Origin of the sequence: Vibrio owensii CAIM 1854 = LMG 25443 (assembly GCF_000817815.1) — a bacterium.
GTDB classification, from domain to species: Bacteria; Pseudomonadota; Gammaproteobacteria; order Enterobacterales; family Vibrionaceae; genus Vibrio; species Vibrio owensii.
The window spans coordinates 1-23,217 of record NZ_JPRD01000090.1 but is presented as its reverse complement, the minus strand read 5'-3'; the positions used below and the strand labels follow the sequence as shown (position 1 = coordinate 23,217).

Sequence of the window (23,217 nt, the reverse complement as noted above, 5' to 3'; positions counted from 1 at the left end):
TTTAACTGATCGGCATTAGCCATTGAGCTCCCTTTTGTTTATTTGGCTTTTAGGCTATCAAGCAGCGATAGAGTCTTCTCTCGCCTCAAGCACACTTTTGATCATTGCAGCCAATGTTTCAAAGCGGGTACGTAATGGTGACCCCGGACGATAAACCAGTACGATACTGCGCGAAGGCGTTGGGTTAATTGCAGGAACGTAACACACACCGTCTTTTTTCTTCTCATGAGGAACTGACAACTGAGGCAACAAAGTAATCCCCGCGCCCGCTGCCACCATGTTGCGCAGCGTTTCTAAGCTCGTTGCTTTAAAACGTTCATCATCTTTCGCACCTGCCGCAAAACAGAATCCAAGTGCTTGGTCTCGTAAGCAGTGACCATCACCCAGAGCTAATACTGTTCTACCGTTCAAGTCGAGCATGTCGATATGATCCAATCCTGCCCATTCATGGTCGCAAGGAACCGCCACACTCAATGGTTCGTTGTAGACTTCAATCTCTTTAAATGGAGCCGTCTCATCCACTGAAGCTAATACTAGGCAATCCAGTTTGCCCTCTTCTAACTGACGAACCAACTGATGGGTCTGCGCCTCATGTAGAAACAGTTCCAATTCAGGAAACTCTTCTTTTAGTCGAGGAACGATTTTAGGTAAGAGATAAGGACCAACAGTCGGAATAAAGCCGATGTGCATCGGGCCAGTCATAGCACCACTTTGACCACTCGCCATATCTTTAAAGGTTTTCACTTCACTTAAGATACGTTTTGCTTGCTCCACCAATTGCAAACCTGAATCGGTAAACAAAACACGACGACTGCTGCGCTCCAGCAATGCCGTACCTAATTCGTCTTCTAGTTTACGAATTTGGCCACTTAAAGTCGGTTGGCTGACAAAACAGGCTTCCGCTGCTTTTCGAAAATGCTTGTGCTCCGCAAGCGCCACCAAGTACTCAAAATCTCGGATATTCATAACGTACGATTCGCTTCTTGTTTGGCGATAGAAATAATCTATCAAAACCATAGCATTAAACGATTAGAGCTATCAAAGTTTTTTTTCAATAATGAGCTCAACAAAACGAAACTGAGCGCCAAATAACGCTAAGCTCGAAAACGAATTATTTCATAAATTTAAAAAGGAAATCATCATGTTTGCATCAAAAGAAGGTCAAGCTGTACCACAAGTTACTTTTCCGACTCGTAAAGGTGACGCATGGGTGAACGTAACCACGGAAGAACTGTTTAAAGACAGAACGGTTATCGTATTCAGCTTACCAGGTGCGTTTACTCCGACGTGTTCATCAAGCCATCTACCGCGTTACAACGAATTGTTCTCAGTATTTAAAGAACACGGCGTGGATGAAATTCTATGTGTGTCAGTGAACGATACGTTTGTAATGAACGCATGGAAAGCTGACCAAGAAGCAGAAAACATCACCTTCATTCCAGATGGTAACGGTGAGTTCACAGACGGCATGGGTATGCTAGTGGACAAAAACGACATCGGCTTTGGTAAGCGTTCATGGCGTTACAGCATGCTAGTGAAAAACGGCGTGGTTGAGAAAATGTTCATCGAGCCAAACGAGCCAGGCGACCCGTTCAAAGTTTCAGATGCAGACACAATGATGAACTACGTAGCACCTGAGTACAAAACTCAAGAATCGATCACTGTGTTCACCAAACCAGGTTGTCCTTTCTGCATGAAGGCGAAACAAAATCTGATTGACCACGGTCTTCAATATGAAGAAGTGATTCTGGGTAAAGACGCAACAACAGTAAGTCTACGTGCAATCTCTGGTCGCACAACGGTACCTCAAGTATTTATCGGAGGTAAACACATCGGTGGTAGCGAAGAGCTAGAAGCGTACCTAGGTTAATAGTTTGCCTAATGGGCTTGGGTTGGCAATCTCGCTGTCCAGAACTCAGCCCTAGGTCTCCCGGAGCATCCCTCGCCCGGGAGACCATCCCCCTCAATCACTTCCTATGCTTAGTCTTGATAACTGGTCGTCTTCACCGTTCGACCAGTTATCAAGATTAATGAACTCAAATTCACTCATCCAAACTTAGTTACTTCAACTGCGTTTGGGAAAAACGAGAATCCATTATGAAACAGTTAAATGTCGACGTAGCAATTATTGGTGGTGGTACAGCAGGTCTTGGCGCATACCGCGCAGCAAAAGCACACACAGACAGTGTTGTGATGATTGAAGGTGGCCCTTACGGCACGACATGTGCTCGTGTCGGATGCATGCCATCGAAGCTATTAATCGCCGCAGCAGAAAGCGTACATCAAATCGAGAAAGCACCGGGCTTTGGTGTACACCCACAAGGCGAGATTTACATTAACGGTCGTGAAGTAATGGATCGAGTAAAGCGTGAACGTGACCGCTTTGTAGGCTTTGTGTTGGAAGGCGTTGATGAGATTCCTGCTGAAGATAAAGTGTCGGGTTACGCTAAGTTTACCAACGACAACACGTTAATCGTTGACGACCACACTCAAATCACAGCTAAGCGTATTGTGATTGCAACAGGTTCTCGTCCTGCTTACCCTGCGGCATGGAATGAACTCGGCGACCGCTTGGTGATTAACGATGATGTGTTCGATTGGGATGACTTGCCAGAATCTGTTGCCGTATTTGGCCCTGGTGTGATTGGTCTTGAATTGGGTCAAGCGCTGCATCGTTTAGGTGTAAATGTGAAGCTATTTGGTCTTGGTGGTCAAGTAGGGCCATTGACCGATCCTGAAGTGATGGCGTACGCCGATAAAGCCTTCAAAGAAGAGTTTTACCTTGATGCCGATGTAAAAGTTGAAAGCATGAAGCGCATTACTTCGCCAGAAAATGACGGCGAAGATAAGGTAGAAATCCAATTCATCAACCACGATGGTGAACTAGAAACCTTTATTGTCGATTACGTATTGGCAGCAACCGGTCGTCGCCCGAATGTGGATAAACTCGCGATTGAAAACACCAATGTTGCACTAGATGAGCGCGGCGTACCAACGGCGGATCACTATACATTGCAAACTTCGGTAGAGAGCATCTTCATCGCAGGTGATGCAAGTAACCAAATTCCACTGCTTCATGAAGCGGCAGACCAAGGCCGTATTGCTGGTGACAACGCAGGCCGTTTCCCAGATATTCGTGCGGGTCTACGTCGCTCACCAATCTCTGCTGTCTTCTCAGACCCACAGATTGCAATGGTAGGCGAAACCTTTAAGCAGTTGCAAGCTCGTCTAGGTACTTGCGGCTGCTTTGCAACCGGTCAAGTATCGTTTGAAAATCAAGGGCGTTCACGCGTGATGCTTCGAAACAAAGGCATTCTTCATGTTTACGGAGAACAAGGTACTGGTCGCTTCTTGGGTGCAGAAATGATGGGACCAAACGCCGAGCACTTAGCCCACCTACTTGCTTGGGCGCATCAGAATAAAATGACGGTTTCTGACATGTTGGATATGCCGTTTTATCACCCTGTGATTGAAGAAGGCGTTCGTACTGCGCTACGTGACCTGAATGCGAAACTTCACTTAGGTCCAGAGACGATTAAGCACTGCCTAGATTGCGGGCCTGGTTGCTAATACTCACTCTCTTTAGCTCTCACAAAAAACAAAAGCCTCGTCATAGACGAGGCTTTCTCATTCCAACTCTATCAGTTCAAAACTGAGCAAAGTGGTTGTTTAAGCAGTCATCATTGCGTAACGGCTAACAAGCACAATGGCAGTAAAACCAATTGTGAAGAAACCACCAGCAAGGCCTAGTGCTACTTTAAGTTCTGTCGACATTATAATTTTTCCTATTGTCAGGCTGACAGCGCACCATACACCAATTACGTGCTACACATTTTTAACCAAGTTAATTTTCCATTTTTGGTTCGATAGACACGACATAGAATCCTGACAAAGAGAAACTCAAACATGAGTTAGCCGTTATAATCAGGGACAAATAGATAGTGTGGATAGAACAATGGCTTGTCGAAGTTGCCAAGAGCACTGGTTTTGGAAAAAGATCGGACGTTGCCAACGATGCATGGATCAACTGACGGTACTTTCTGTTTTATGTTGGATCGTGTGGTGGTTTGCGTTTAAAGATGATCCGCAAAGTATTGAATCGATCGCACTGATCTTTGCCGGATTTGCATTTAACGGCTTACTGTTTTTGCACCTATGGATGCGCTTTGTGGTTTTGCCGTGGCAGCGCCGTCGTGGAAAAGAAAGTAAGGATGATCATCACTCAGATGATAGATAGAAAAAAGCCCCAAAACCAATACCGGTCTTGGGGCTCTCTTAGATTCTTCTAAGAAAAAGCAGTGGTACTTTAATAGACCGGGCTTCCTCTCAAAGGTTCCAAGTTTTTTTCCAATTTTTTTAGTATTTTCTTAAATACTAATAGAATCATCAACCTAGGCTACGTTACTTTTCTGGATCAATTGTTCGAACAAGTTGATCTCTAGTGCAACTTCATCACACGCATGCTGACGCGGACACTGATCGCAATCTTTCAGGACTTTCTCAGGCAACAATGACTTCGACGTTGGCAAGAAGCTCTGCTTCATAAAGAATTCTGGCGTACGTGTCAGCACAAAGACTTTTTTGATGGCCATTTGGCGCGCTTTCTCAACCAGATAGTTCACAATCGCACTGCCCTGCCCTTGGCCTTGCCAACCGGCTTCAATACCTAGAGATCGAATCTCTGCCAGCCCTGAGTCATAGACATACAAAGATGCACATCCGGTTACTTCTCCGTGGTGCTCGGCAACCGCGAAGGAGCCAATATCACGTACCAACTCATTGCGTGAGCGTGGTAAGTTCTCGCCCATATTTGCCCAGTATGCCACCATGCCTTCTAACGTTTCGATGTCCGTTAAGCGAGCAGGGCGAACGTTGACTGCTGATGTATCGCGTTGAGACAGACGCTTGTCTGCTTGGTCAACAGCGTAAGCCACTTGTTGCGGCGACACACCACCTAGTGCACAACGTTTCTCAAGACACGAGTCGATGGTTAAGATGTCATACACATCCGCTTCAATCACTTCAGAGAAAGCTTTCAGCTCATCAATCGACAGCTCTTCTAGTGCACAACCTTTGGCAATCGCACCAACGACGGCAACGCCAACGATATGGTGCGCTTCACGGAATGGGATACCTTTCGCCACTAGGTAATCAGCAAGCTCAGTCGAGTTTGCGTAACCTTGCTTCGCGGCTTCTAACGTACGCTCACCATTAACCTTGATGCCATCAAAACACAGTGCTGCCATTTCCATGCAGTCGTTCCATGTATCCAGTGCATCGAACAGGCCTTCTTTGTCTTCCTGCATGTCTTTGTTGTAAGCCAGTGGCAGCGCTTTCACTGTCATCATCATGCCAGCAAGTGCACCATATACACGGCCTGTCTTGCCACGAATAAGCTCGAGTGCATCTGGGTTTTTCTTCTGTGGCATCAGAGAAGAACCTGACGTCACCGTATCGGCTAATTCAATAAAGTTAGATTCACCCGAGTTGTAGAAGATCATGTCTTCTGCCAAACGAGACAGGTGAAGCATCGAGATAGACGCCACAGACATCAACTCCATAACGTGGTCACGGTCAGAAACCGAGTCCAACGAGTTACGCGTTGCACGATGGAAACCAAGGTTATGAGCCAACTCTTCACGATCGATTGGATAAGCGGTACCAGCAAGCGCACCCGATCCAAGCGGACAAGTATCCAAACGCTTAAGGGCATCACTCAAACGTGAGTAATCACGCTCAAACATTTCCACGTAAGCCAAACACCAGTGCGCAAACGTCACAGGTTGAGCACGTTGCAAGTGAGTGTACCCAGGAAGCACGGTACCTTGATGTTGCTTGGCAACGCCAACCATCTGAGTTTGTAAGCGATCAAGCGCAATTAACAATTGCTGACCTTGCTGGCGACACCAAAGTTTAAGGTCGGTTGCCACTTGGTCATTACGAGAACGTCCAGTGTGTAGTTTTTTACCTAGGTCGCCGACCTTGTTGATCAGTTGCTGCTCTACCCAAGAGTGGATATCTTCCGCATCTGACCGCAAGATTTGATGTGGGTCTTCCATCACTTCCAGCTTGAGCTCATTCAGTGCCAGCTCAAGCTTTTGTTGTTCTTCTGCAGATAACACGTCAACAGAAAGCAATGCTTTAGACCACGCAATTGAGCCTACGATGTCTTGCTCAGCCAATCGGTAATCGAAACGCAATGAATCGTTGAAGTCTTTAAATCTGGTGTCTGCCGCTTGGGTAAATCTTCCGCCCCATAATGCCATTGCGTCTCTCCTGATGACTATTGCTTACGCTAACGTGTTCTTCATTAAGTGTTGACCAAATCGGTGGTCATTTGCTCACTTTTTCTTATGTCTCAACGTTACGATAATCACGGATAAAAATAAAGTAGAAATTCAATATTTTTACATATTTATTCATGATTATTTTGTCTTTATGCCAATGAGGTCAGCAAAAACGAAAAAGACCTGCCAATAGTGGCAGGTCTCTTATCTTATAAGGTTTTAAATTGGCTTATTTTTTCTGGCTGTTCAACGCACGAATACGGCTTGATAGCGAGTAGAGACGTATAAAGCCTTCAGCATGGCTTTGGTCATAAACTTCATCTTCACCAAAAGTAGCAAACTCTTCAGAGTACAAACTGTTATCCGAACGTTTTTGCGTTACCGTTGCGTGGCCTTTGTAAAGCTTCACAACCACTTCGCCATTCACGTCTTGCGCGAGCTCTTCAGAAGCCGCAAGGATAGACTTACATAGCGGCGTGAACCAACGACCATCATAAACAAGGTGTGATGCTTTCAGACCAAGCTCCTCGCGGAATTCAAATGACGCTTTGTCCAGCACCAGTTGCTCTACAGCACGCAGCGCTTCCATCATGATGGTGCCACCCGGAGTTTCGTAGCAACCACGAGACTTCATACCCACTAGACGGTTTTCGACAATATCGATACGACCAACACCGTGCTTCGCACCTTTTTCGTTTAGGTAAACCAACGCGTTGTATGGGGTCATCGCTTCACCGTCTACCTCAACAACTTCACCTTTCGCTACTTTCAGCGTCACAGTTTCAGCTTCATTCGGTGCTTGCTCTGGATCTACAGTCCAAGCCCAGCAATCTTCATTTGGCGCATTCCATGTATCTTCTAGAACGCCACCTTCAGTAGAAATGTGCCACGCGTTCGCATCACGCGAGTAGATCTTAGTAAGAGAAGCTGTACAAGGGATATTGCGCTCTGCTAGGTAATCCAGACATTCTTCACGGCTCACGAGATCCCACTCACGCCAAGGCGCAATAACATGCAGATCTGGTGCTAGCGCTGCAAATGCACCTTCAAAACGTACTTGGTCGTTGCCTTTACCTGTACAGCCATGACACAGAGCGTCTGCACCGACTTTACGTGCGACTTCAACCTGCGCTTTGGCAATGATTGGACGCGCCATTGACGTACCTAGTAGATATTTACCTTCGTAGTAAGCGCCCGTTTTTAGTGTCGGGTAAATGTAGTCTGCGACCATTTCTTCTTTCAGGTCAGCGATGTAGCACTCGGAAGCACCAGAAGCTTTTGCTTTCGCTTCAATACCTTCTAGTTCTTCGGCACCTTGACCAACATCGGCAACGAAAGCCACCACTTCACAGTCGTAATTCTCTTTTAGCCACGGGATGATTACTGAAGTATCTAGACCGCCTGAGTATGCGACTACCACTTTATTTACGTTCACTTTGCTCATGTTTTTTCTCCAAACTTAACTGGCGCTGCTCTCGGCGGTCAGTGCCAACCACTTCCTAATGTTGAATTCTTTAACTGTTTTGCTTCTGCTTTATTGCGGCAGAAACTGCGTTCCAATACTTTCACCCGCGAATAGCTGGGTCAGTTTCTCTGGGTAACGCCATGTCGCGACTTCGATAGGACGACCAAGATCATTGGCGGCCTCCAAAGCGGCTTTAACTTTGACGATCATGCCGTCGGTGATCACTTGCCCTTTGATCAATGCATCGGCTTCTTGCTCAGATAGCGTTTTGATCAAATGCCCTTTGCCATCGAGTACACCGCTCACATCAGACAGAAGCACTAACTCCGCATCCAATGCACCGGCCACGGCAACCGCAGCTTGGTCAGCATTCACATTCATCATCTGACCTTTTTCAGTCAGACCAATTGAGCTGATGATCGGCAATGCGCCTGCATTTAGCACCGCTTGTAATAGGGTTGAATCACCCGGTGATGCTTTACCTACTGCGCCTAGCTCTGGGTCCAGCTCTTCAACATGACATAGCCCACCATCAGCGAGACTAAGACCTACAGCGTTTAGACCATCCGTAATCGCTTGACCTTGAAGCAATTTGTTTGCTGTACCCGCAAGCGCACCTGCAATCACAGGAATCTGCTCATAAGGCGTCACGCGAAGACCGTTTTTCTTTACGGTTTCAAGCTGAAGCTTTGCCATCAACTCATCAACTAGGTAGCCACCGCCATGAACGATGGCGATTTGTCGCTGTGCCGACTTTTGGTAAGCCGCAATGGCGCCAAACAGTTGGCTTAAGGTTTGAGTGCAAGATAGAGCTGCACCACCGAGCTTAATGACTAAAGGAGCTTGATTGGTTTGCGTCATCGCATTTCCCTCTTTCAACGACTACAGCAACGCTGTCAGTTCTGGGTAACCGTAATGAATATTGAGACATTGCATCGCTTGACTCGATGCACCTTTAAGTAGGTTGTCGATCGTCGAAATCACAATGATGTGTTCGCCTTGTACCTTCCATCCGATATCACAGAAAGGGGTATTTTCGACATCCTGAATACGTGGAATACCATCACCTTTAAGGCGAACCGCTGGCTTGCCTTGGTAAGCTTGTTCAAACGCTTTCGCCACCTGTGCTTCCGTGACGCCTTGCGCCAACTTCATCGTGATAGTGGCAAGAATGCCGCGCTTAAAGTTACCTAGGTGTGGAATAAAAATCACATCGCAACCCAAATGCTGAGCAATCTCTGGTTGGTGACGATGGTTAAAGACACCGTAAGGTTGCAAGCTCACTTCGCAGAAGCTATTAACCATGGACGCTTTACGCCCTGCACCTGATACACCACTGGTTGCGTTAATCACAGGCCATTGGTTGGTATCCAGTAATGCGTGTTCTAATAAAGGTTTGATTGCAAGCTGTGAAGCGGTCGGGTAGCAACCTGCCACTGCAATCAAAGGAGTGGTTTTTATTGATTCTTGGTTCCACTCCGCTAAGCCGTATGCTGCTTTATCTAGCCAGTTGTTATATTGATGTTCGAAGCCATAGAAGGTGTTGTAGAAGCCTTCGCTTTTCACACGGAATGCACCGGATAAATCGAATACCTGACAGCCCGCCTCTAAGAAAATTGGAGCTAAGTCGTGGCTCACTTCATGTGCTGTAGCCAGAAAGACCACATCTGACGCTTGAGCAACCTGCTCAGGGTCAGTCAGCGGCGAAACTGGCATATCAATCACACCCGCTAACTTGCCGTGTAATTGAGCAATATTCTTTCCTGCATCGACGCTATTGGCGGAAACGTATAAACCTGATAGCTTGAGTTCAGGGTGTTTGTTGACCATTAAAGCCAACTCTGCGCCGGTGTAGCCGCTGGCTCCGATAATCGTGGTTTTTAGCATTACATGACATCCATATACTTAAGGCTCAAAGTGATTATTCATATTTAATTTTTGCTTTATTTTGATTTTTTATTCAATAAATATGATTTAATATGTGTTTTACATTTTTGTGCTCTGTCTGTCAACAGGAGAATTGAAGAATCCATGCAATTACCAAGTTTTCTAGAGGTCTATGAAGGACTGATCAGTACCTCTTCGATAAGCTCAACCGATCCAAGTTGGGATCAAGGCAATGCCAAAGTGATCGAGAAGCTGGCATCTTGGTTTAAAGATCTTGGCTTTAGTGTTGAAGTGATCGAAGTGGAACCAGGCAAACACAATATGATCGCACGTATGGGTGACGGTGAAGGCGGCTTACTTCTCGCAGGCCACAGTGATACCGTGCCATTTGATGAAGGGCGCTGGAGTTTTGATCCACATAAGCTGACCGAGAAAGACAACCGCTTTTACGGTTTAGGTACGGCGGATATGAAAGGCTTCTTTGCCTTTATTTATGAAGCGGTAAAGAAAGTCGACTGGAGTAAGCAGACCAAGCCGCTTTATGTGTTGGCGACCTGTGATGAAGAAACCACTATGCTAGGTGCGCGTCATTTCACTGAGAACGCGCCTTTTAAACCGGATTACTGCATCATTGGTGAACCTACTAGCCTAGTGCCTATTCGTGGTCACAAAGGACATGTGGCAAATGCTATTCGCGTAACGGGTAAATCTGGTCACTCATCGGATCCAGCACTTGGTGTCAACGCCATTGAAATCATGCATGAGGTCATGTTTGCCATGATGCAACTGCGTGACAAGCTAGTGAAAGAGTACCACCATCCGGGTTTTGCCATTCCGAGCCCTACCCTAAACCTTGGTCATATTCATGGCGGTGACAGTGCAAACCGTATTTGCGGTTGTTGTGAACTGCATTATGACGTGCGTCCTCTTCCTGGTATTAGCCTTGATGGTTTAGAGAGCATGCTGCGCGGAGCCTTGAAAGAAGTCGAAGCGAAATGGCCAGGGCGATTAGAAATTATTCCCCTGCACGAGCCAATTCCGGGTTACGAATGTCAACACGATCACCCATTTATCGGTGGTGTTGAAGAGATCTGCCAAACCAGTTCAGAAACCGTTAACTACTGTACTGAAGCACCATTTCTTCAACAGTTGTGCCCAACCTTAGTTCTTGGCCCTGGCTCTATTGACCAAGCCCACCAGCCAGATGAGTTCCTCTCTTTCGACTTTATTGACCCAACTATCGATGTGCTGTCACGTGCGATGGTGAAATATTGTTGTTAGTCGCATTCTGTACTTTCCTGACAATGCAGCTCGATTGGGCTGCATTTTGTTATCTACGCCACTCATCTTCTAGCACGCTATATCCTTCTTTTAGTGAGCGATTTTGTAATTAATTTTCACTTCAAGCGGTATAAGCTGACCTAATTTTGCTCTAAATCAGGAGAGCAGTGGAATAATTGCAAACTTACTCTGCTTTATTTGACTAGAACTGGTGGTTTTCGCTAGATTGGAGTCTTAACAAGGACAATGGATGTAGTTTTTTTACGAGGCAGGATGACAATGAACGAGAAATACGCCGCGCTCAAAAGTAATGTGCGCATGTTGGGCCACCTTCTGGGTAACACAATTCGTGATGCTCATGGCGAAGAAATCTTCGAGAAAGTGGAAACCATTCGTAAATTATCCAAATCGGCTCAAGCTGGGAATAATGCTGACAGAGACAGCTTAATAGAAGAAATTAAAAGCCTACCAGATGAGCAATTAACGCCCGTGACCCGTGCGTTCAACCAATTTCTAAACCTGACCAATATTGCTGAGCAATACCACACCATTTCACGCCATTGTGAAGAGCACATCTGCGAGCCTGACGCAATTAACTCGCTGTTCTCAAAGCTAGTGCAAAATGATGTGAGCAAGCTAGACACGGCACAAGCGGTTCGCGACCTGAACATTGAATTGGTTCTAACTGCGCACCCAACCGAAATCACTCGTCGCACCATGATCAACAAACTGGTGAAGATCAACGAGTGTTTATCCAAGCTAGAGCTGAGCGATCTCTCTTTCAAAGAGCGTAAAAAAACTGAACGTCGCCTTGAGCAACTTATCGTTCAAAGCTGGCACTCTGACGTTATCCGTCAGCAGCGTCCAACGCCTCTTGATGAAGCCAAGTGGGGCTTTGCGGTTGTAGAGAACTCACTATGGGAAGCCGTACCTGATTTCCTACGTGAAATGAACGACCGCCTGAAATCTTACCTTGGCGAAGGTCTACCAATTGATGCCCGCCCTGTGCACTTCTCATCTTGGATGGGTGGTGACCGCGACGGTAACCCATTTGTAACCCACAGCGTGACTCGTGAAGTACTGCTTCTGTCTCGCTGGAAAGCGGCAGACCTATACCTTAATGACATCAACGAACTGATCAGCGAACTGTCGATGACAGTGTGCAACGACAAAGTTCGTGAGCTTGCCGGTGATGATCAACACGAACCATACCGTGCGATCCTAAAACAGCTTCGTTCACTATTGAACGAAACGAAAGACATTCTAGACGCGAAAGTTCATGGCCAGAAACTGGCAGTCAAAGCGCCGCTGCAAAAAGTAGAGCAGCTTTGGGAACCACTTTACGCGTGTTACCAATCATTAAACGAATGTGGCATGGGCGTAATTGCCAACGGCTCACTGCTGGATACGCTACGCCGTGTTAAAGCGTTCGGTATCCACCTAGTTCGTCTCGATATCCGTCAAGAAAGTACTCGCCATGCTGACGTTCTATCTGAACTGACTCGTTACCTAGGCATTGGTGACTACGAGCAGTGGAGCGAGCAAGATAAGGTAGCTTTCCTAACTAACGAACTTGCATCTAAACGCCCTCTTCTACCTCGTGACTGGGAACCATCAGAACCAGTTAAAGAGGTTTTGGATACCTGTAAGATTGTTGCTGCGCAACCTCGCGAAGCGTTTGGTGCTTACGTTATCTCAATGGCACGTACCGCTTCTGACGTACTTGCCGTGCACCTACTGTTGCAAGAAGCAGGTTGCCCTTACCGCATGGACGTATGTCCTCTGTTCGAAACGCTAGACGATTTGAACAACGCGGAAGCGGTCATCAAACAGCTGATGGGCATCGACCTATACCGCGGCTTTATCCAAAACCACCAAATGGTGATGATCGGCTACTCTGATTCTGCAAAAGATGCTGGCGTAATGTCAGCAGGCTGGGCGCAATACCACGCGATGGATTCACTAGTTAAGGTTGCAGAAGAAGAAGGCGTAGAACTCACACTGTTCCACGGTCGTGGCGGTACAATTGGTCGTGGTGGTGCGCCAGCACATGCTGCACTACTATCTCAGCCACCTAAGAGTTTGAAAGGTGGTCTGCGTGTAACAGAGCAAGGCGAAATGATCCGCTTTAAGTTGGGTCTACCTGATGTTGCCGTTAACAGTTTCAACCTGTACGCGAGTGCAATCCTTGAAGCTAACCTACTGCCACCACCAGAGCCTAAACAAGAGTGGCGCGACCTAATGGACGTGTTGTCTGAAGTGAGCTGTGAAGCTTACCGTAGCGTCGTTCGTGGCGAACCAGACTTCGTGCCTTACTTCCGCCAAGCAACACCTGAGCTTGAGCTAGGTAAACTGCCTCTAGGCTCTCGCCCTGCAAAACGTAATCCAAACGGTGGCGTAGAAAGCTTACGTGCGATTCCATGGATCTTCTCTTGGAGCCAAAACCGCTTGGTTCTGCCTGCATGGCTAGGTGCTGGTGAAGCAATTCAATACTCAGTAGACAAAGGTCATCAGGCGCTACTGGAAGAGATGTGTCGTGAATGGCCATTCTTCTCAACTCGCCTAGGCATGCTTGAGATGGTGTACACCAAGTGCAACATGGAAATCTCTCGTTACTATGATCAACGCCTAGTTGAGACGCCACTTCAGCCATTGGGTGACCGACTGCGTGAACAGCTTCAACGTGATATTAAGTCCGTACTGAACGTAGAGAACAACGAGAACCTGATGCAAAGCGACCCTTGGGGCCAAGAATCAATCCGCCTACGTAACATCTACGTAGAGCCATTGAACATGCTTCAAGCGGAGTTGCTATACCGTACTCGTCAAACAGAAGAAGCTTCTGCAAATCTAGAAGAAGCATTGATGGTGACAATTGCTGGTATTGCCGCTGGTATGCGTAACACAGGTTAACTTAGCTACGCTAAAAGCATTAAAAGGCTGAGCTCCTGCTCAGCCTTTATTACTAATCACCAATCACTTCTACTATTTGAGCAATACGCAACCAGCTCATTAATCCAAAAAGAAAACAAAAAGTCTCTTAAAAACAAAATAAATCACTACACAAAAACGCTATTGAGTATTTTATTAGTTTTTTTGGGTAATTTTGTCCTACTATTCCACTTCATGCTTATTATTTATATACTACTTGCCTGCTGGAAGCTCACAAGTCCAATCAAATAAGCTCCAGCTCGATGGAAACATCCATCACTCTAGGTGATAAACGGCTTTAAGGTGACAGGACCAACATTGTTGGTGCTATTTACACATAAAAAACTCAAGCGCCAATAAGAGCGCAACTGAAAGTGTAGATAGCTTGTTTACAAGTTTATTGACCATTTGGATTGAAGACATGTCATTACCACACGTAATTTTAACTGTACTTAGCACTCGCGACGCTACCGGTTACGACATCACTAAAGAATTCTCAGCTAGCATCGGTTACTTCTGGAAAGCAAGCCACCAACAAGTTTATCGTGAACTTAATAAAATGGCTGAGAAAGAACTGGTTACTTGCGTATTAGAACCTCAAGAAGGCAAACCAGACCGTAAGGTATACTCAATCACTGACGCTGGTCGCAGCGCTCTGGGCGAGTGGTTTGATCAACCAACTGCACACCCAACAGTACGTGATGAGTTCTCTGCAAAGCTAATGGCTTGCGCAGTGCAACCAGCAACGCCGTTCCGCGATCAACTTTCTGAGCTTGTAGAAGAGTCTCGCAAACTGGTTTCTCACTACAAAGAAATCGAAGCAGCGTACTACGCAACGCCATCAACACTAGACAAACAAGCGCGTCTTGAGCGTCTAACACTTCGTCGCAACTTAATGCTACGTGAAGCTTGGATTAACTGGGCAGAAGAAGTGCTAACAGAACTTGAAGTGATCGGCTAATTCGTCACTTTAAACGAAACGAAAAAGGCTTGCCGATGGGCAAGCCTTTTGTTTATCTGGGGAAAGCGTATTAAGCGCCTACTGCAACTTGTGGACGAACACCTAGAGTGTGGCAAAGTGCATAAGTCATCTCTGCACGGTTCAATGTGTAGAAGTGAAAATCTTTTACACCTTCACGGCTTAATACACGAACCATATCAATTGCTTGGCTTGCACCAACGAGCTGACGCGTCACTGGGTCATCATCTAGGCCTTCAAACTGCTTACTCATCCAGCCTGGTACTTTCACATTGTTCTGAGCCGCAAAGCGAGAGGCTTGTTTGAAGTTAGAGACTGGCAAAATACCTGGGACAATTTCAACGTCGATTCCTGCCGCGACACAGCGGTCACGGAAGCGTAGGTAAGACTCCACATCGAAGAAGAATTGGGTAATTGCACGGTTTGCACCTGCATCTACCTTACGCTTTAGGTTAAGCAGATCTGATTGAGCACTTTTTGCTTCTGGGTGAACTTCTGGGAAAGCGGCTACTGAGATATCGAAATCATGGCGCGCTTTAAGCAACTCTACCAAGTCCGAAGCGTACATATCTGGCGCACCGCCACCTGGTGGAATGTCACCACGTAGGGCAACAATGTTCTTGATACCGTTATTCCAATAGTCATCTGCAATGTTGATGAGTTCATCACGAGATGCATCGATACAAGTTAAGTGAGGCGCAGCCACAAGACCTGTCGCCGCTTTGATTTCTTTAATGATCGAGTGAGTTCTGTCACGTTCGCCTGAGTTTGCGCCGTACGTAACAGATACAAATTTTGGTTGAAGAGTTTTAAGGCGGTGTACTGAGTTCCACAGTGTTTCTTCCATCTTCTCACTGCTTGGTGGAAAAAACTCAAATGAGACGTTGATATTATCTGATAGTTCAGCGATATTCTGGTTTAAGGCATCGATGTGCCCTGCATGCGTGTATCCCATCTTACTCTCCCTGTGGCAACTCCACCACGAAATCAAAATTCCTTAAATCGCCGTTTAGACGTCTATATGTCTACAGAATGTATTGAATGCGATTTAATGTCAACCTTGTGATTATGAATTTTTCTCAAGTTCATAATGAGGATAGTTCAAGTTGCTTAGAGGCTTATCCTTAGCCTCGCTTTCCGATTCAGTATGGCATTATCCAAATAATAAAAAACCCCGGAGACAGTCCGAGGTTTTGTTGTCGTTCGCAAAAATTGCTTCAGCGAGATTTAGAACAAGCCCGCTAGGCGGTTAAGGTCCGATTGAATCGCACCAGCCGTTACTTCACGCCCCGCACCAGGGCCGCGAATCACCAAAGGATTGTCTTTGTACCACTTACTCTCAATGGCAAAGATGTTGTCGCACGGCAACAAGTTCGCTAATGCGTGTTCACGTGACAACGCTTCTACACCCACCGTTGCTTTACCATTGCGTTCTAGGCGTGCGACGTAACGTAGCACTTGGTCGTTTCTCTGCGCTTTGGTCAAACGCTCTTGAAGAATCTCGCTGAGAATATCACCTTGGTCGAAGAAAGCATCAATGCTCAAATCACGTAATTCCTCAGGAACGAGTGACTCAACCTTCACGCTCTCAGGTTCAATATTTAAACCAGACTCACGAGCTAAGATAACCAGCTTGCGCATGACATCAGAGCCATCCAAATCGGAGCGAGGATCAGGCTCAGTCAAACCTTGTTGCCATGCCAAATCAACAAGCTCAGCAAAAGGAACCGAACCGTCAAACTGTTGGAATAGCCACGATAACGTACCCGAGAAAATACCTGATAGTGCGACAATATCATCGCCACTTTCACGTAAATCTCGAACCGTATGGTTTATCGGTAGCCCTGCCCCCACTGTCGCGTTGTAAAGCCAATGACGACCGATCTTCGCAAAAGCATCTTGCACTTGATGGTAGTACTGGCTGTCTGCTGAACCCGCCACTTTGTTTGCAGAGATCAGGTGAATACCTTGCTGTGCAATGTCTACATAGCGGGCAGCGAGCTCCTTGCTTGCCGTGACATCAAGCACGACCGCTTCATCGTAATTTTGCAGAGCACCCAGTTTATTGAGCCAGTGACCGTCATTTTCAATGCTTTCATCATCGAAGCGCTGGGCAACCGTTGCTGCATCAATACCGTTTTCATCGAACCAATAAGTCTGGCTGTCTACAACGGCCACTAAATCAAAGCTCATTCCGTGGCGTTTTTCGAGCTCTTCTTTTTGCTCAGAAAACAACGATAACCAACTTGAACCAATGTTACCTTTACCACACAAAGCCACCGCTACGCGCTTCTGCGCTTGAAACAGCTGGCTATGAATACGTTGAACTAACTCTTCGACTTCTGCACGGCGTAGTACAGCGACCAAGCTCAAGCCAGATTCCGTCTCTGAAATAAACTCAACAGGCGCATGCTTCAGTTGTTGGTAGAAACCAAAGCAGTGGTTTGCGTTTTTCGTCACACCAGCACCAACGGCAGCTAGCAACGAATACCCTTCTTTCAGTTTGATTTCCGCTTCAACGGCAAGCTCTTGTAGATAAGTTAACGCGCCGCCTGCAATCTCTGCGGTGTACGCCAAACGCAAGGTTTGCTGATCCTCTTGCGCTTCAAATGCTAGTGGCTCTAATTGAGCGCGCTTTAACGCTTGCAATACTTCTTTCTGCGCTCGCTCAAAATCATGGCCATGCACAAATGACAGTTGCACGAGTAGCACTTCATCAAGAGAAGTAATGATCTTCGCACCACGACCCGATGCCAATACACGTTCGATACGCGTTGAGCCAGATTCTGGTTGGTAGCTGCACTTTAAGTTCAAATCCATCGCACTTTGAGCAACAGGCTGAAGCGTACGGCTGTGCAGTACTGGGGCTGCTAAACGAGCAAGTTCACTCGCCTCATCTAAACGCAGTAGGGGTAACAAGCATGCATCCGACACCAAACGCGGGTCTGCGCTATACACACCAGCGACATCACTCCAGATTGTCACGGTATTTACTTCCGCCAACGCACCAATCACAGTGGCTGAGTAATCTGAACCATTGCGACCTAACAGAACGGTTTCACCCGCATTATTCTGCGCCATGAAACCCGTAATGATGACGCGCTTATGGTTATGTTGAGTTAATGCTTCTTTAATAAGTGCATAAGAACGAGCACGATCAACTTCTGGCTGTGTGCCTGCTTCTGCGCGTAAAAAGGCACGTGAGTCTTGAGCGACTGCTGGCAAGTCTTGCTGAGATAACAATGCGGCTAGCAAACGTGAAGACCAGACTTCACCATGCCCAAGTACTGCGGCTTTTTGTGCTTCTGTTAGCGGAGCTGTCAACTCAGCTAAGGTACTGAATTCATCTTGAAGTGAAGCAAGCACCTGCGCTTGGGCTTCTCCTTCTAACAAAGCTTCAACTAACTCTGTCTGGAACTGACGTAAGTTTTGCAGCGCTTCGTGTGCGATGCGGCCGTCTTTGTCCAACCCTTCCAAAAATTCAATCAAGCGGTTAGTGGTTTTGCCTGCTGCGGACACCACCACTAAATCATTTTCTGATGAATACTCTTTAAGGATCCCCACGACGCGTTGGTAACACTCTGGGTTTGCTAAGCTGCTACCACCAAATTTATGCAGCTGACGTTGTACACTCATGACCTTTTCTCTCCCAATTACTGTGCTGCTTTCGCGAACGCTTGCTCAAGATCAGCAATCAGATCTTGCGCATCTTCTAAGCCGACTGATAAACGCAGTAACTGTTGAGAAACGCCTGCTTCAGCCAGAGCTTCTTCACCCATCGCACGATGCGTCATTGAAGCAGGGTGACAAATCAAGCTTTCTACACCACCTAGCGACTCAGCAAGGGAGAACAGGTCAAGCTCTTTAACGAACACTTTTAATTGCTCAAACGAACCGGCAAATTCAAAGCTCAGCATAGAGCCAAAGCCTGATTGTTGTTTTTTCGCGATGTCATGACCCGGATGCTCTGGCAGACTCGGATGATAAATCTTCGCTACCAAAGATTGTGTTTGCAGATACGCCAACACTTGCTGAGAACTTTCTTCATGGACTCGCATTCGCGCACCCAGCGTGCGAATTCCACGGAGCGTCATATAACTGTCGAATGGCGTACCCGTAGCGCCAATGCAGTTACCCCACCATGCTAATTCTTCAGCATGCTCTTCGCTCTTGGTGATCACCACACCACCAATCACGTCAGAGTGACCATTAATGTATTTCGTCGTTGAGTGGATAACAAAATCCGCACCAAGCTCCAAAGGCTTTTGGTACACAGGTGTCAAAAAGGTATTGTCCACTGCGACTAAAGCGCCGACTTGTTTTGCTTTCTCACACACAACCGCAATATCAACAACGCGTACGAGCGGGTTTGATGGTGTCTCTAACAAGATAAGCTTTGGCTTTTTCGCAATCGCCGCATCCAACGCTTGCTGATCCGATTGGTCAACAAACTGCACTTTAAAGTCGCCTTTTTGGGAGCGAGTATTGAACAAACGGTAAGTACCGCCGTAGCAATCATGCGGCGCGACAATTAAGTCATCAGGTCCAAGAAACGCCGATACCCAAAGGTTCAATGCCGAAGTCCCGCAGTTAGTAACAACCGCGCCTTTGCCTGATTCAAGCTCATACAGTGCTTTTTCTAACAAGCCTCGGTTTGGGTTACCAGAACGGGTGTAATCGTATTGTGGAACTTCGCCAAACGCAGGGAAGCCGTAGTTAGTAGAAAGGTAGATTGGTGGTACAACAGCGTGATATTGACTGTCTGACTCGATACCAGTGCGTACAGCAATGGTCGCAGGCTTACGGGTGCTCATGGGTGTATCCTTTCACGGGTGGTGACATCTAAATGGGAATGCGCTATATCTAGCTTGTATTGCTCAATTGATTAACACTCTTCCCTAACTATTAACCTCACTTTACTTGTCTAGAAATGAGACGTCAACACTTCTAGACGTCTATATGTCTTTGCTTATGGCAGTAAATGCAGCTAAAATCAGCACCTATATTTATTTCTCTAACTTATTACATTAATGAAGGTGCGCAATGGCTGACTGGAATGGCGAATACATTAGCCCGTATGCTGAGCACGGTAAAAAAAGCGAACAAGTAAAAAAAATTACCGTCTCTATCCCGCTAAAAGTTTTAAAAGTGCTGACTGATGAGCGAACTCGCCGCCAGATCAACAACTTACGCCATGCGACTAACAGTGAACTACTATGTGAAGCGTTCCTACATGCTTACACAGGTCAACCACTGCCAACAGATGAAGACCTTCGTAAAGACCGTCCAGATGATATTCCGACGGAAGCGAAAGCACTGATGACAGCAATGGGCATCGAATTCGAAGCGTTTGACGAAGAATAATTGCTTACAAATTCGTCAAGATGAGAACCTGCACCGGGGGCAGTTTCAAACCAAACGAAAAAGGGACGCACTGGCGTCCCTTTTGTTTATCTGAAGCGTCTACTCTACTAATTACTCAGCCATGTAGTTTTCAGGCATTTCAATACGCGCCACACCTGAATCAACTGCAGCTTGTGCTACTGCTTTTGCTACGCGTGGTAATAGACGTGGGTCCATTGGCTTTGGAATGATGTAGTCAGAGCCAAACTCTAGCTTGTCTACACCTGCCGCCTTCAATACAGCTTCTGGAACTGGCTCTTTTGCCAATTCACGAATCGCATCAACTGCCGCTAGCTTCATTTCATCATTAATCTCGCTTGCACGTACATCTAACGCACCACGGAAAATGAATGGGAAGCAAAGTACGTTGTTTACTTGGTTCGGGTAGTCGCTACGACCAGTACCCATGATCAAGTCATCACGCACTTCGTGAGCCAATTCTGGTTTGATTTCTGGGTCTGGGTTTGAACATGCGAACACCACTGGTTTATCTGCCATTAGCTTCAATGCTTCTGCAGGTAGTAGGTTTGGACCCGATACACCCAAGAACAGATCCGCACCTTCAATAACATCTTCTAACGTGCGCTTGTCAGTGTTGTTTGCGAATAGTTGTTTGTATTCGTTTAGGTCGTCACGACGTGTATGGATCACCCCTTTACGATCCAGCATGTAGATCTTCTCGCGCATTGCGCCACATTTGATCAACAGCTCCATACATGCCACAGCCGCAGCACCCGCACCAAGACAAACGATGGTTGATTCTTCTAACTTCTTACCTTGCAGCTCGATTGCATTCAACATACCTGCTGCCGTTACGATCGCTGTACCGTGTTGATCGTCGTGGAATACTGGTACGTCACAACGTTCAATCAGACGCTTTTCAATCTCAAAACAATCTGGTGCTTTGATATCTTCTAAGTTAATACCACCGAATGTATCAGCAATGTTTGCTACTGTGTCGACAAATTCGTCGATCGTGCGGTGTTTTACTTCGATATCAATTGAGTCTAAACCAGCAAAGCGTTTGAACAATAGCGCTTTACCTTCCATTACTGGTTTAGAAGCTAGCGGGCCAAGGTTACCAAGACCAAGAATAGCCGTGCCGTTAGAAATAACCGCAACCATGTTGCCCTTCGCTGTGTACTTATACACGTTGTCAGCGTTTTGTGCGATTTCACGTACAGGCTCTGCAACACCAGGGCTGTATGCAAGAGCAAGATCATTTGCAGTTTCAGCAGGCTTAGTCAACTCTACTGCAATTTTTCCTGGAGTTGGGTATGCATGGTAATCCAATGCTTGTTGGCGGCGTTCTTCTTCTGGGGTGACTTCTTGGCGATTGTCTTCAGACATGGATCGTTTCTCTTTTGTTATTTTTTCGGTAAGGGGGAATAAATTCTAAAGGATAGAAGTCAATCTTCATAGGCTAGATTGCGAGCGATATCCTTAAAAAGGCCGATAATAAAAGAGATTAGACCAGATATTAGTGATGAGCACCTAGTTTACAGGTCAGGTGCTCTTTGAATCACTTCGTTCAGATGAGAAAACAGCGTTATCTTCTCACTCTTCGTCAACGTACTGTGCTTGCAGATAATTCTCTATGCCGGACATTTCGATCAAGCCAAGTTGTGTCTCAAGCCAATCAACATGCTCTTCTTCATCCTCTAAGATCTCTTGGAAAAGATCTCGAGATACGTAATCACGAACGTCTTCAGCATAAGCAATCGCATCTTTTAAATCGGGAATCGCGGCCATCTCGAGCTTTAAGTCGCACTCAAGCATTTCTTTGGTATCTTCTCCAATCATTAGCTTACCGAGATCCTGTAAGTTAGGTAGCCCTTCTAAAAACAAGATACGTTCGATCAGATGATCAGCGTGCTTCATTTCATCAATCGATTCGTGGTACTCCTTGTCAGCAAGATGCTTTAAGCCCCAGTCTTTATACATTCGAGCATGAAGGAAATATTGATTGATAGCGACGAGCTCGTTGCCGAGCACTTTATTGAGATGTTGGATTATGATTGGATCGCCTTTCATGACAAAGCCCTCCTCTTTGGCTTCATTTAAATGTAGAAGCAAATGAGAAGGTGTCAAAAAGCCCTAACTAATAATTAGCTAGCTTGTTTCAGTGTTAAGTATTCCGTTTCAGCTAAAATTTCTTTTGCTTGCTTGATGCACTTGCCACATTGGCTACCAAGAGCAGTACATCGTTTGATTCCTTTAATGTCGGTTACGCCTTCATCTATCGCCAACTTCCTAATTTTCTTGTCAGAGACACCATGGCAAAGACAAACGTACATATTCAAAACCTTTAAATTTCACTTTGGAATGAAATATAAACAAGAATCGTTCTTGTTACCAGTTGTATTAAGGCGAATTACAGAACGTTTTGTTATAACGGCCTGGACCGTTTTAGCAGTTTTCAGTGACTTAGCGGATGGCTAAAAAGAAGAGAAAATCGAGTAGAACTAAGCTCATGTTTTTAAAAAATAAAAAGCATGACTAAGAATGATGGGCTTATAACCATATTGAAAAGAGGAATAGCAGGTATAAAAAAGGGAAGCCTTAGCTTCCCTTTTTCTAGCGCTTTCTTCAAAAAGAAGAAGAGTGCAAGATTACGATTAATTCAGTAAGAATTAGTCGAAGATCTTAGCAACAACACCAGCACCTACAGTACGGCCACCTTCACGGATAGCGAAACGTAGACCTTCGTCCATAGCGATTGGAGCGATTAGCTCAACTTGCATTTGGATGTTGTCGCCTGGCATTACCATTTCTACGCCTTCTGGTAGAGAGATGTCACCAGTTACGTCAGTTGTACGGAAGTAGAACTGTGGACGGTAGCCTTTGAAGAATGGAGTGTGACGACCACCTTCATCTTTAGAAAGTACGTATACTTCTGACTCGAACTTAGTGTGTGGAGTGATTGAACCAGGCTTAGCTAGTACTTGACCACGTTCAACTTCATCACGCTTAGTACCACGTAG

General features: G+C 46.1%; 19 protein-coding genes. 7 read left to right on the top strand and 12 right to left on the bottom strand.

Annotated features, from left to right (window positions below):
• Window positions 1-57 precede the first annotated feature (57 nt).
• A complete protein-coding gene (oxyR, locus tag H735_RS29245) occupies window positions 58-966 on the bottom strand; it encodes a DNA-binding transcriptional regulator OxyR (protein WP_009705515.1) in 909 nt (302 codons plus the stop codon).
• A 175-nt stretch (window positions 967-1,141) separates the two neighbouring features.
• On the opposite strand from oxyR, the gene H735_RS29240 reads away from it, so the two are divergent.
• The 3 genes from H735_RS29240 (at window position 1,142) to H735_RS29230 (ending at window position 4,237) form a co-directional block, all read left to right on the top strand.
• Complete coding sequence (locus H735_RS29240) at window positions 1,142-1,870, top strand: redoxin family protein (protein ID WP_005438421.1); 729 nt, start codon at window positions 1,142-1,144, stop codon at window positions 1,868-1,870.
• Window positions 1,871-2,097: 227 nt separating this feature from the next.
• On the top strand, window positions 2,098-3,570 hold the full coding sequence (locus tag H735_RS29235) for a dihydrolipoyl dehydrogenase (protein ID WP_020196253.1): 1,473 nt from the start codon (window positions 2,098-2,100) through the stop codon (window positions 3,568-3,570).
• Between the two features lie 385 nt (window positions 3,571-3,955).
• Window positions 3,956-4,237: a DUF3624 domain-containing protein gene (locus tag H735_RS29230; protein ID WP_027726698.1), complete on the top strand. Its 282-nt coding sequence runs from the start codon at window positions 3,956-3,958 to the stop codon at window positions 4,235-4,237.
• 154 nt (window positions 4,238-4,391) lie between these two features.
• Here the strand turns inward: H735_RS29230 and argH are convergent, their stop codons facing one another.
• The 4 genes from argH to argC all read right to left on the bottom strand — a co-directional run bounded on the left by argH (window position 4,392) and on the right by argC (window position 9,639).
• Window positions 4,392-6,266, bottom strand: coding sequence for an argininosuccinate lyase (gene argH / locus H735_RS29225; protein ID WP_005438408.1), 1,875 nt, complete (start codon window positions 6,264-6,266; stop codon window positions 4,392-4,394).
• A 250-nt stretch (window positions 6,267-6,516) separates the two neighbouring features.
• Window positions 6,517-7,731 (bottom strand): argininosuccinate synthase, encoded by a 1,215-nt coding sequence (locus H735_RS29220; RefSeq protein ID WP_009705512.1) that lies wholly within the window; start codon window positions 7,729-7,731, stop codon window positions 6,517-6,519.
• A 90-nt stretch (window positions 7,732-7,821) separates the two neighbouring features.
• Window positions 7,822-8,613: an acetylglutamate kinase gene (argB, locus tag H735_RS29215; RefSeq protein WP_020196254.1), complete on the bottom strand. Its 792-nt coding sequence runs from the start codon at window positions 8,611-8,613 to the stop codon at window positions 7,822-7,824.
• Between the two features lie 21 nt (window positions 8,614-8,634).
• A complete protein-coding gene (gene argC, locus H735_RS29210) occupies window positions 8,635-9,639 on the bottom strand; it encodes an N-acetyl-gamma-glutamyl-phosphate reductase (RefSeq protein WP_020196255.1) in 1,005 nt (334 codons plus the stop codon).
• Between the two features lie 144 nt (window positions 9,640-9,783).
• On the opposite strand from argC, the gene argE reads away from it, so the two are divergent.
• The 3 genes from argE to H735_RS29195 all read left to right on the top strand — a co-directional run bounded on the left by argE (window position 9,784) and on the right by H735_RS29195 (window position 14,812).
• The gene (gene argE, locus H735_RS29205; protein ID WP_020196256.1) at window positions 9,784-10,920 is read left to right on the top strand and encodes an acetylornithine deacetylase; all 1,137 of its coding nucleotides are present in this window, start codon (window positions 9,784-9,786) and stop codon (window positions 10,918-10,920) included.
• A gap of 279 nt (window positions 10,921-11,199) precedes the next feature.
• Window positions 11,200-13,833 (top strand): phosphoenolpyruvate carboxylase, encoded by a 2,634-nt coding sequence (ppc, locus tag H735_RS29200; RefSeq protein WP_009705509.1) that lies wholly within the window; start codon window positions 11,200-11,202, stop codon window positions 13,831-13,833.
• A gap of 439 nt (window positions 13,834-14,272) precedes the next feature.
• Window positions 14,273-14,812 (top strand): PadR family transcriptional regulator, encoded by a 540-nt coding sequence (locus tag H735_RS29195; protein ID WP_009705507.1) that lies wholly within the window; start codon window positions 14,273-14,275, stop codon window positions 14,810-14,812.
• Window positions 14,813-14,882: 70 nt separating this feature from the next.
• Here the strand turns inward: H735_RS29195 and metF are convergent, their stop codons facing one another.
• The 3 genes from metF to H735_RS29180 all read right to left on the bottom strand — a co-directional run bounded on the left by metF (window position 14,883) and on the right by H735_RS29180 (window position 19,644).
• The gene (gene metF, locus H735_RS29190) at window positions 14,883-15,785 is read right to left on the bottom strand and encodes a methylenetetrahydrofolate reductase (protein WP_005438398.1); all 903 of its coding nucleotides are present in this window, start codon (window positions 15,783-15,785) and stop codon (window positions 14,883-14,885) included.
• 272 nt (window positions 15,786-16,057) lie between these two features.
• Window positions 16,058-18,466: a bifunctional aspartate kinase/homoserine dehydrogenase II gene (locus H735_RS29185; protein ID WP_020196257.1), complete on the bottom strand. Its 2,409-nt coding sequence runs from the start codon at window positions 18,464-18,466 to the stop codon at window positions 16,058-16,060.
• Between the two features lie 17 nt (window positions 18,467-18,483).
• Window positions 18,484-19,644, bottom strand: a complete 1,161-nt coding sequence (locus H735_RS29180; RefSeq protein WP_020196258.1) for an O-succinylhomoserine (thiol)-lyase — start codon at window positions 19,642-19,644, stop codon at window positions 18,484-18,486.
• A 229-nt stretch (window positions 19,645-19,873) separates the two neighbouring features.
• On the opposite strand from H735_RS29180, the gene metJ reads away from it, so the two are divergent.
• A complete protein-coding gene (metJ, locus tag H735_RS29175) occupies window positions 19,874-20,194 on the top strand; it encodes a met regulon transcriptional regulator MetJ (protein ID WP_005432736.1) in 321 nt (106 codons plus the stop codon).
• Between the two features lie 111 nt (window positions 20,195-20,305).
• On the opposite strand, the gene H735_RS29170 is transcribed toward metJ, so the two are convergent.
• The 4 genes from H735_RS29170 to H735_RS29155 all read right to left on the bottom strand — a co-directional run.
• Window positions 20,306-21,583, bottom strand: a complete 1,278-nt coding sequence (locus tag H735_RS29170) for a malic enzyme-like NAD(P)-binding protein (protein WP_005451474.1) — start codon at window positions 21,581-21,583, stop codon at window positions 20,306-20,308.
• A gap of 207 nt (window positions 21,584-21,790) precedes the next feature.
• A complete protein-coding gene (gene bfr / locus H735_RS29165) occupies window positions 21,791-22,267 on the bottom strand; it encodes a bacterioferritin (RefSeq protein WP_005438394.1) in 477 nt (158 codons plus the stop codon).
• A 74-nt stretch (window positions 22,268-22,341) separates the two neighbouring features.
• Complete coding sequence (locus H735_RS29160) at window positions 22,342-22,530, bottom strand: (2Fe-2S)-binding protein (protein WP_005451472.1); 189 nt, start codon at window positions 22,528-22,530, stop codon at window positions 22,342-22,344.
• A 336-nt stretch (window positions 22,531-22,866) separates the two neighbouring features.
• The coding region (locus H735_RS29155; protein WP_033006230.1) for an EF-Tu C-terminal domain-related protein at window positions 22,867-23,217 on the bottom strand (351 nt) is incomplete at its 5' end.

Excerpts from the sequence above, each read along its gene's own strand:
- argE (WP_020196256.1), top strand. The coding sequence starts at position 9,784 with ATGCAATTACCAAGTTTTCTAGAGGTCTATGAAGGACTGATCAGTACC.
- metF (WP_005438398.1), bottom strand. The coding sequence starts at position 15,785 with ATGGGATACACGCATGCAGGGCACATCGATGCCTTAAACCAGAATATC.
- H735_RS29180 (WP_020196258.1), bottom strand. The coding sequence starts at position 19,644 with ATGAGCACCCGTAAGCCTGCGACCATTGCTGTACGCACTGGTATCGAG.
- ppc (WP_009705509.1), top strand. The coding sequence starts at position 11,200 with ATGAACGAGAAATACGCCGCGCTCAAAAGTAATGTGCGCATGTTGGGC.
- H735_RS29230 (WP_027726698.1), top strand. The coding sequence starts at position 3,956 with ATGGCTTGTCGAAGTTGCCAAGAGCACTGGTTTTGGAAAAAGATCGGA.
- argC (WP_020196255.1), bottom strand. The coding sequence starts at position 9,639 with ATGCTAAAAACCACGATTATCGGAGCCAGCGGCTACACCGGCGCAGAG.
- H735_RS29220 (WP_009705512.1), bottom strand. The coding sequence starts at position 7,731 with ATGAGCAAAGTGAACGTAAATAAAGTGGTAGTCGCATACTCAGGCGGT.
- H735_RS29170 (WP_005451474.1), bottom strand. The coding sequence starts at position 21,583 with ATGTCTGAAGACAATCGCCAAGAAGTCACCCCAGAAGAAGAACGCCGC.
- H735_RS29185 (WP_020196257.1), bottom strand. The coding sequence starts at position 18,466 with ATGAGTGTACAACGTCAGCTGCATAAATTTGGTGGTAGCAGCTTAGCA.
- argH (WP_005438408.1), bottom strand. The coding sequence starts at position 6,266 with ATGGCATTATGGGGCGGAAGATTTACCCAAGCGGCAGACACCAGATTT.
- H735_RS29160 (WP_005451472.1), bottom strand. The coding sequence starts at position 22,530 with ATGTACGTTTGTCTTTGCCATGGTGTCTCTGACAAGAAAATTAGGAAG.
- bfr (WP_005438394.1), bottom strand. The coding sequence starts at position 22,267 with ATGAAAGGCGATCCAATCATAATCCAACATCTCAATAAAGTGCTCGGC.
- oxyR (WP_009705515.1), bottom strand. The coding sequence starts at position 966 with ATGAATATCCGAGATTTTGAGTACTTGGTGGCGCTTGCGGAGCACAAG.
- argB (WP_020196254.1), bottom strand. The coding sequence starts at position 8,613 with ATGACGCAAACCAATCAAGCTCCTTTAGTCATTAAGCTCGGTGGTGCA.
- H735_RS29240 (WP_005438421.1), top strand. The coding sequence starts at position 1,142 with ATGTTTGCATCAAAAGAAGGTCAAGCTGTACCACAAGTTACTTTTCCG.
- H735_RS29235 (WP_020196253.1), top strand. The coding sequence starts at position 2,098 with ATGAAACAGTTAAATGTCGACGTAGCAATTATTGGTGGTGGTACAGCA.
- H735_RS29195 (WP_009705507.1), top strand. The coding sequence starts at position 14,273 with ATGTCATTACCACACGTAATTTTAACTGTACTTAGCACTCGCGACGCT.
- metJ (WP_005432736.1), top strand. The coding sequence starts at position 19,874 with ATGGCTGACTGGAATGGCGAATACATTAGCCCGTATGCTGAGCACGGT.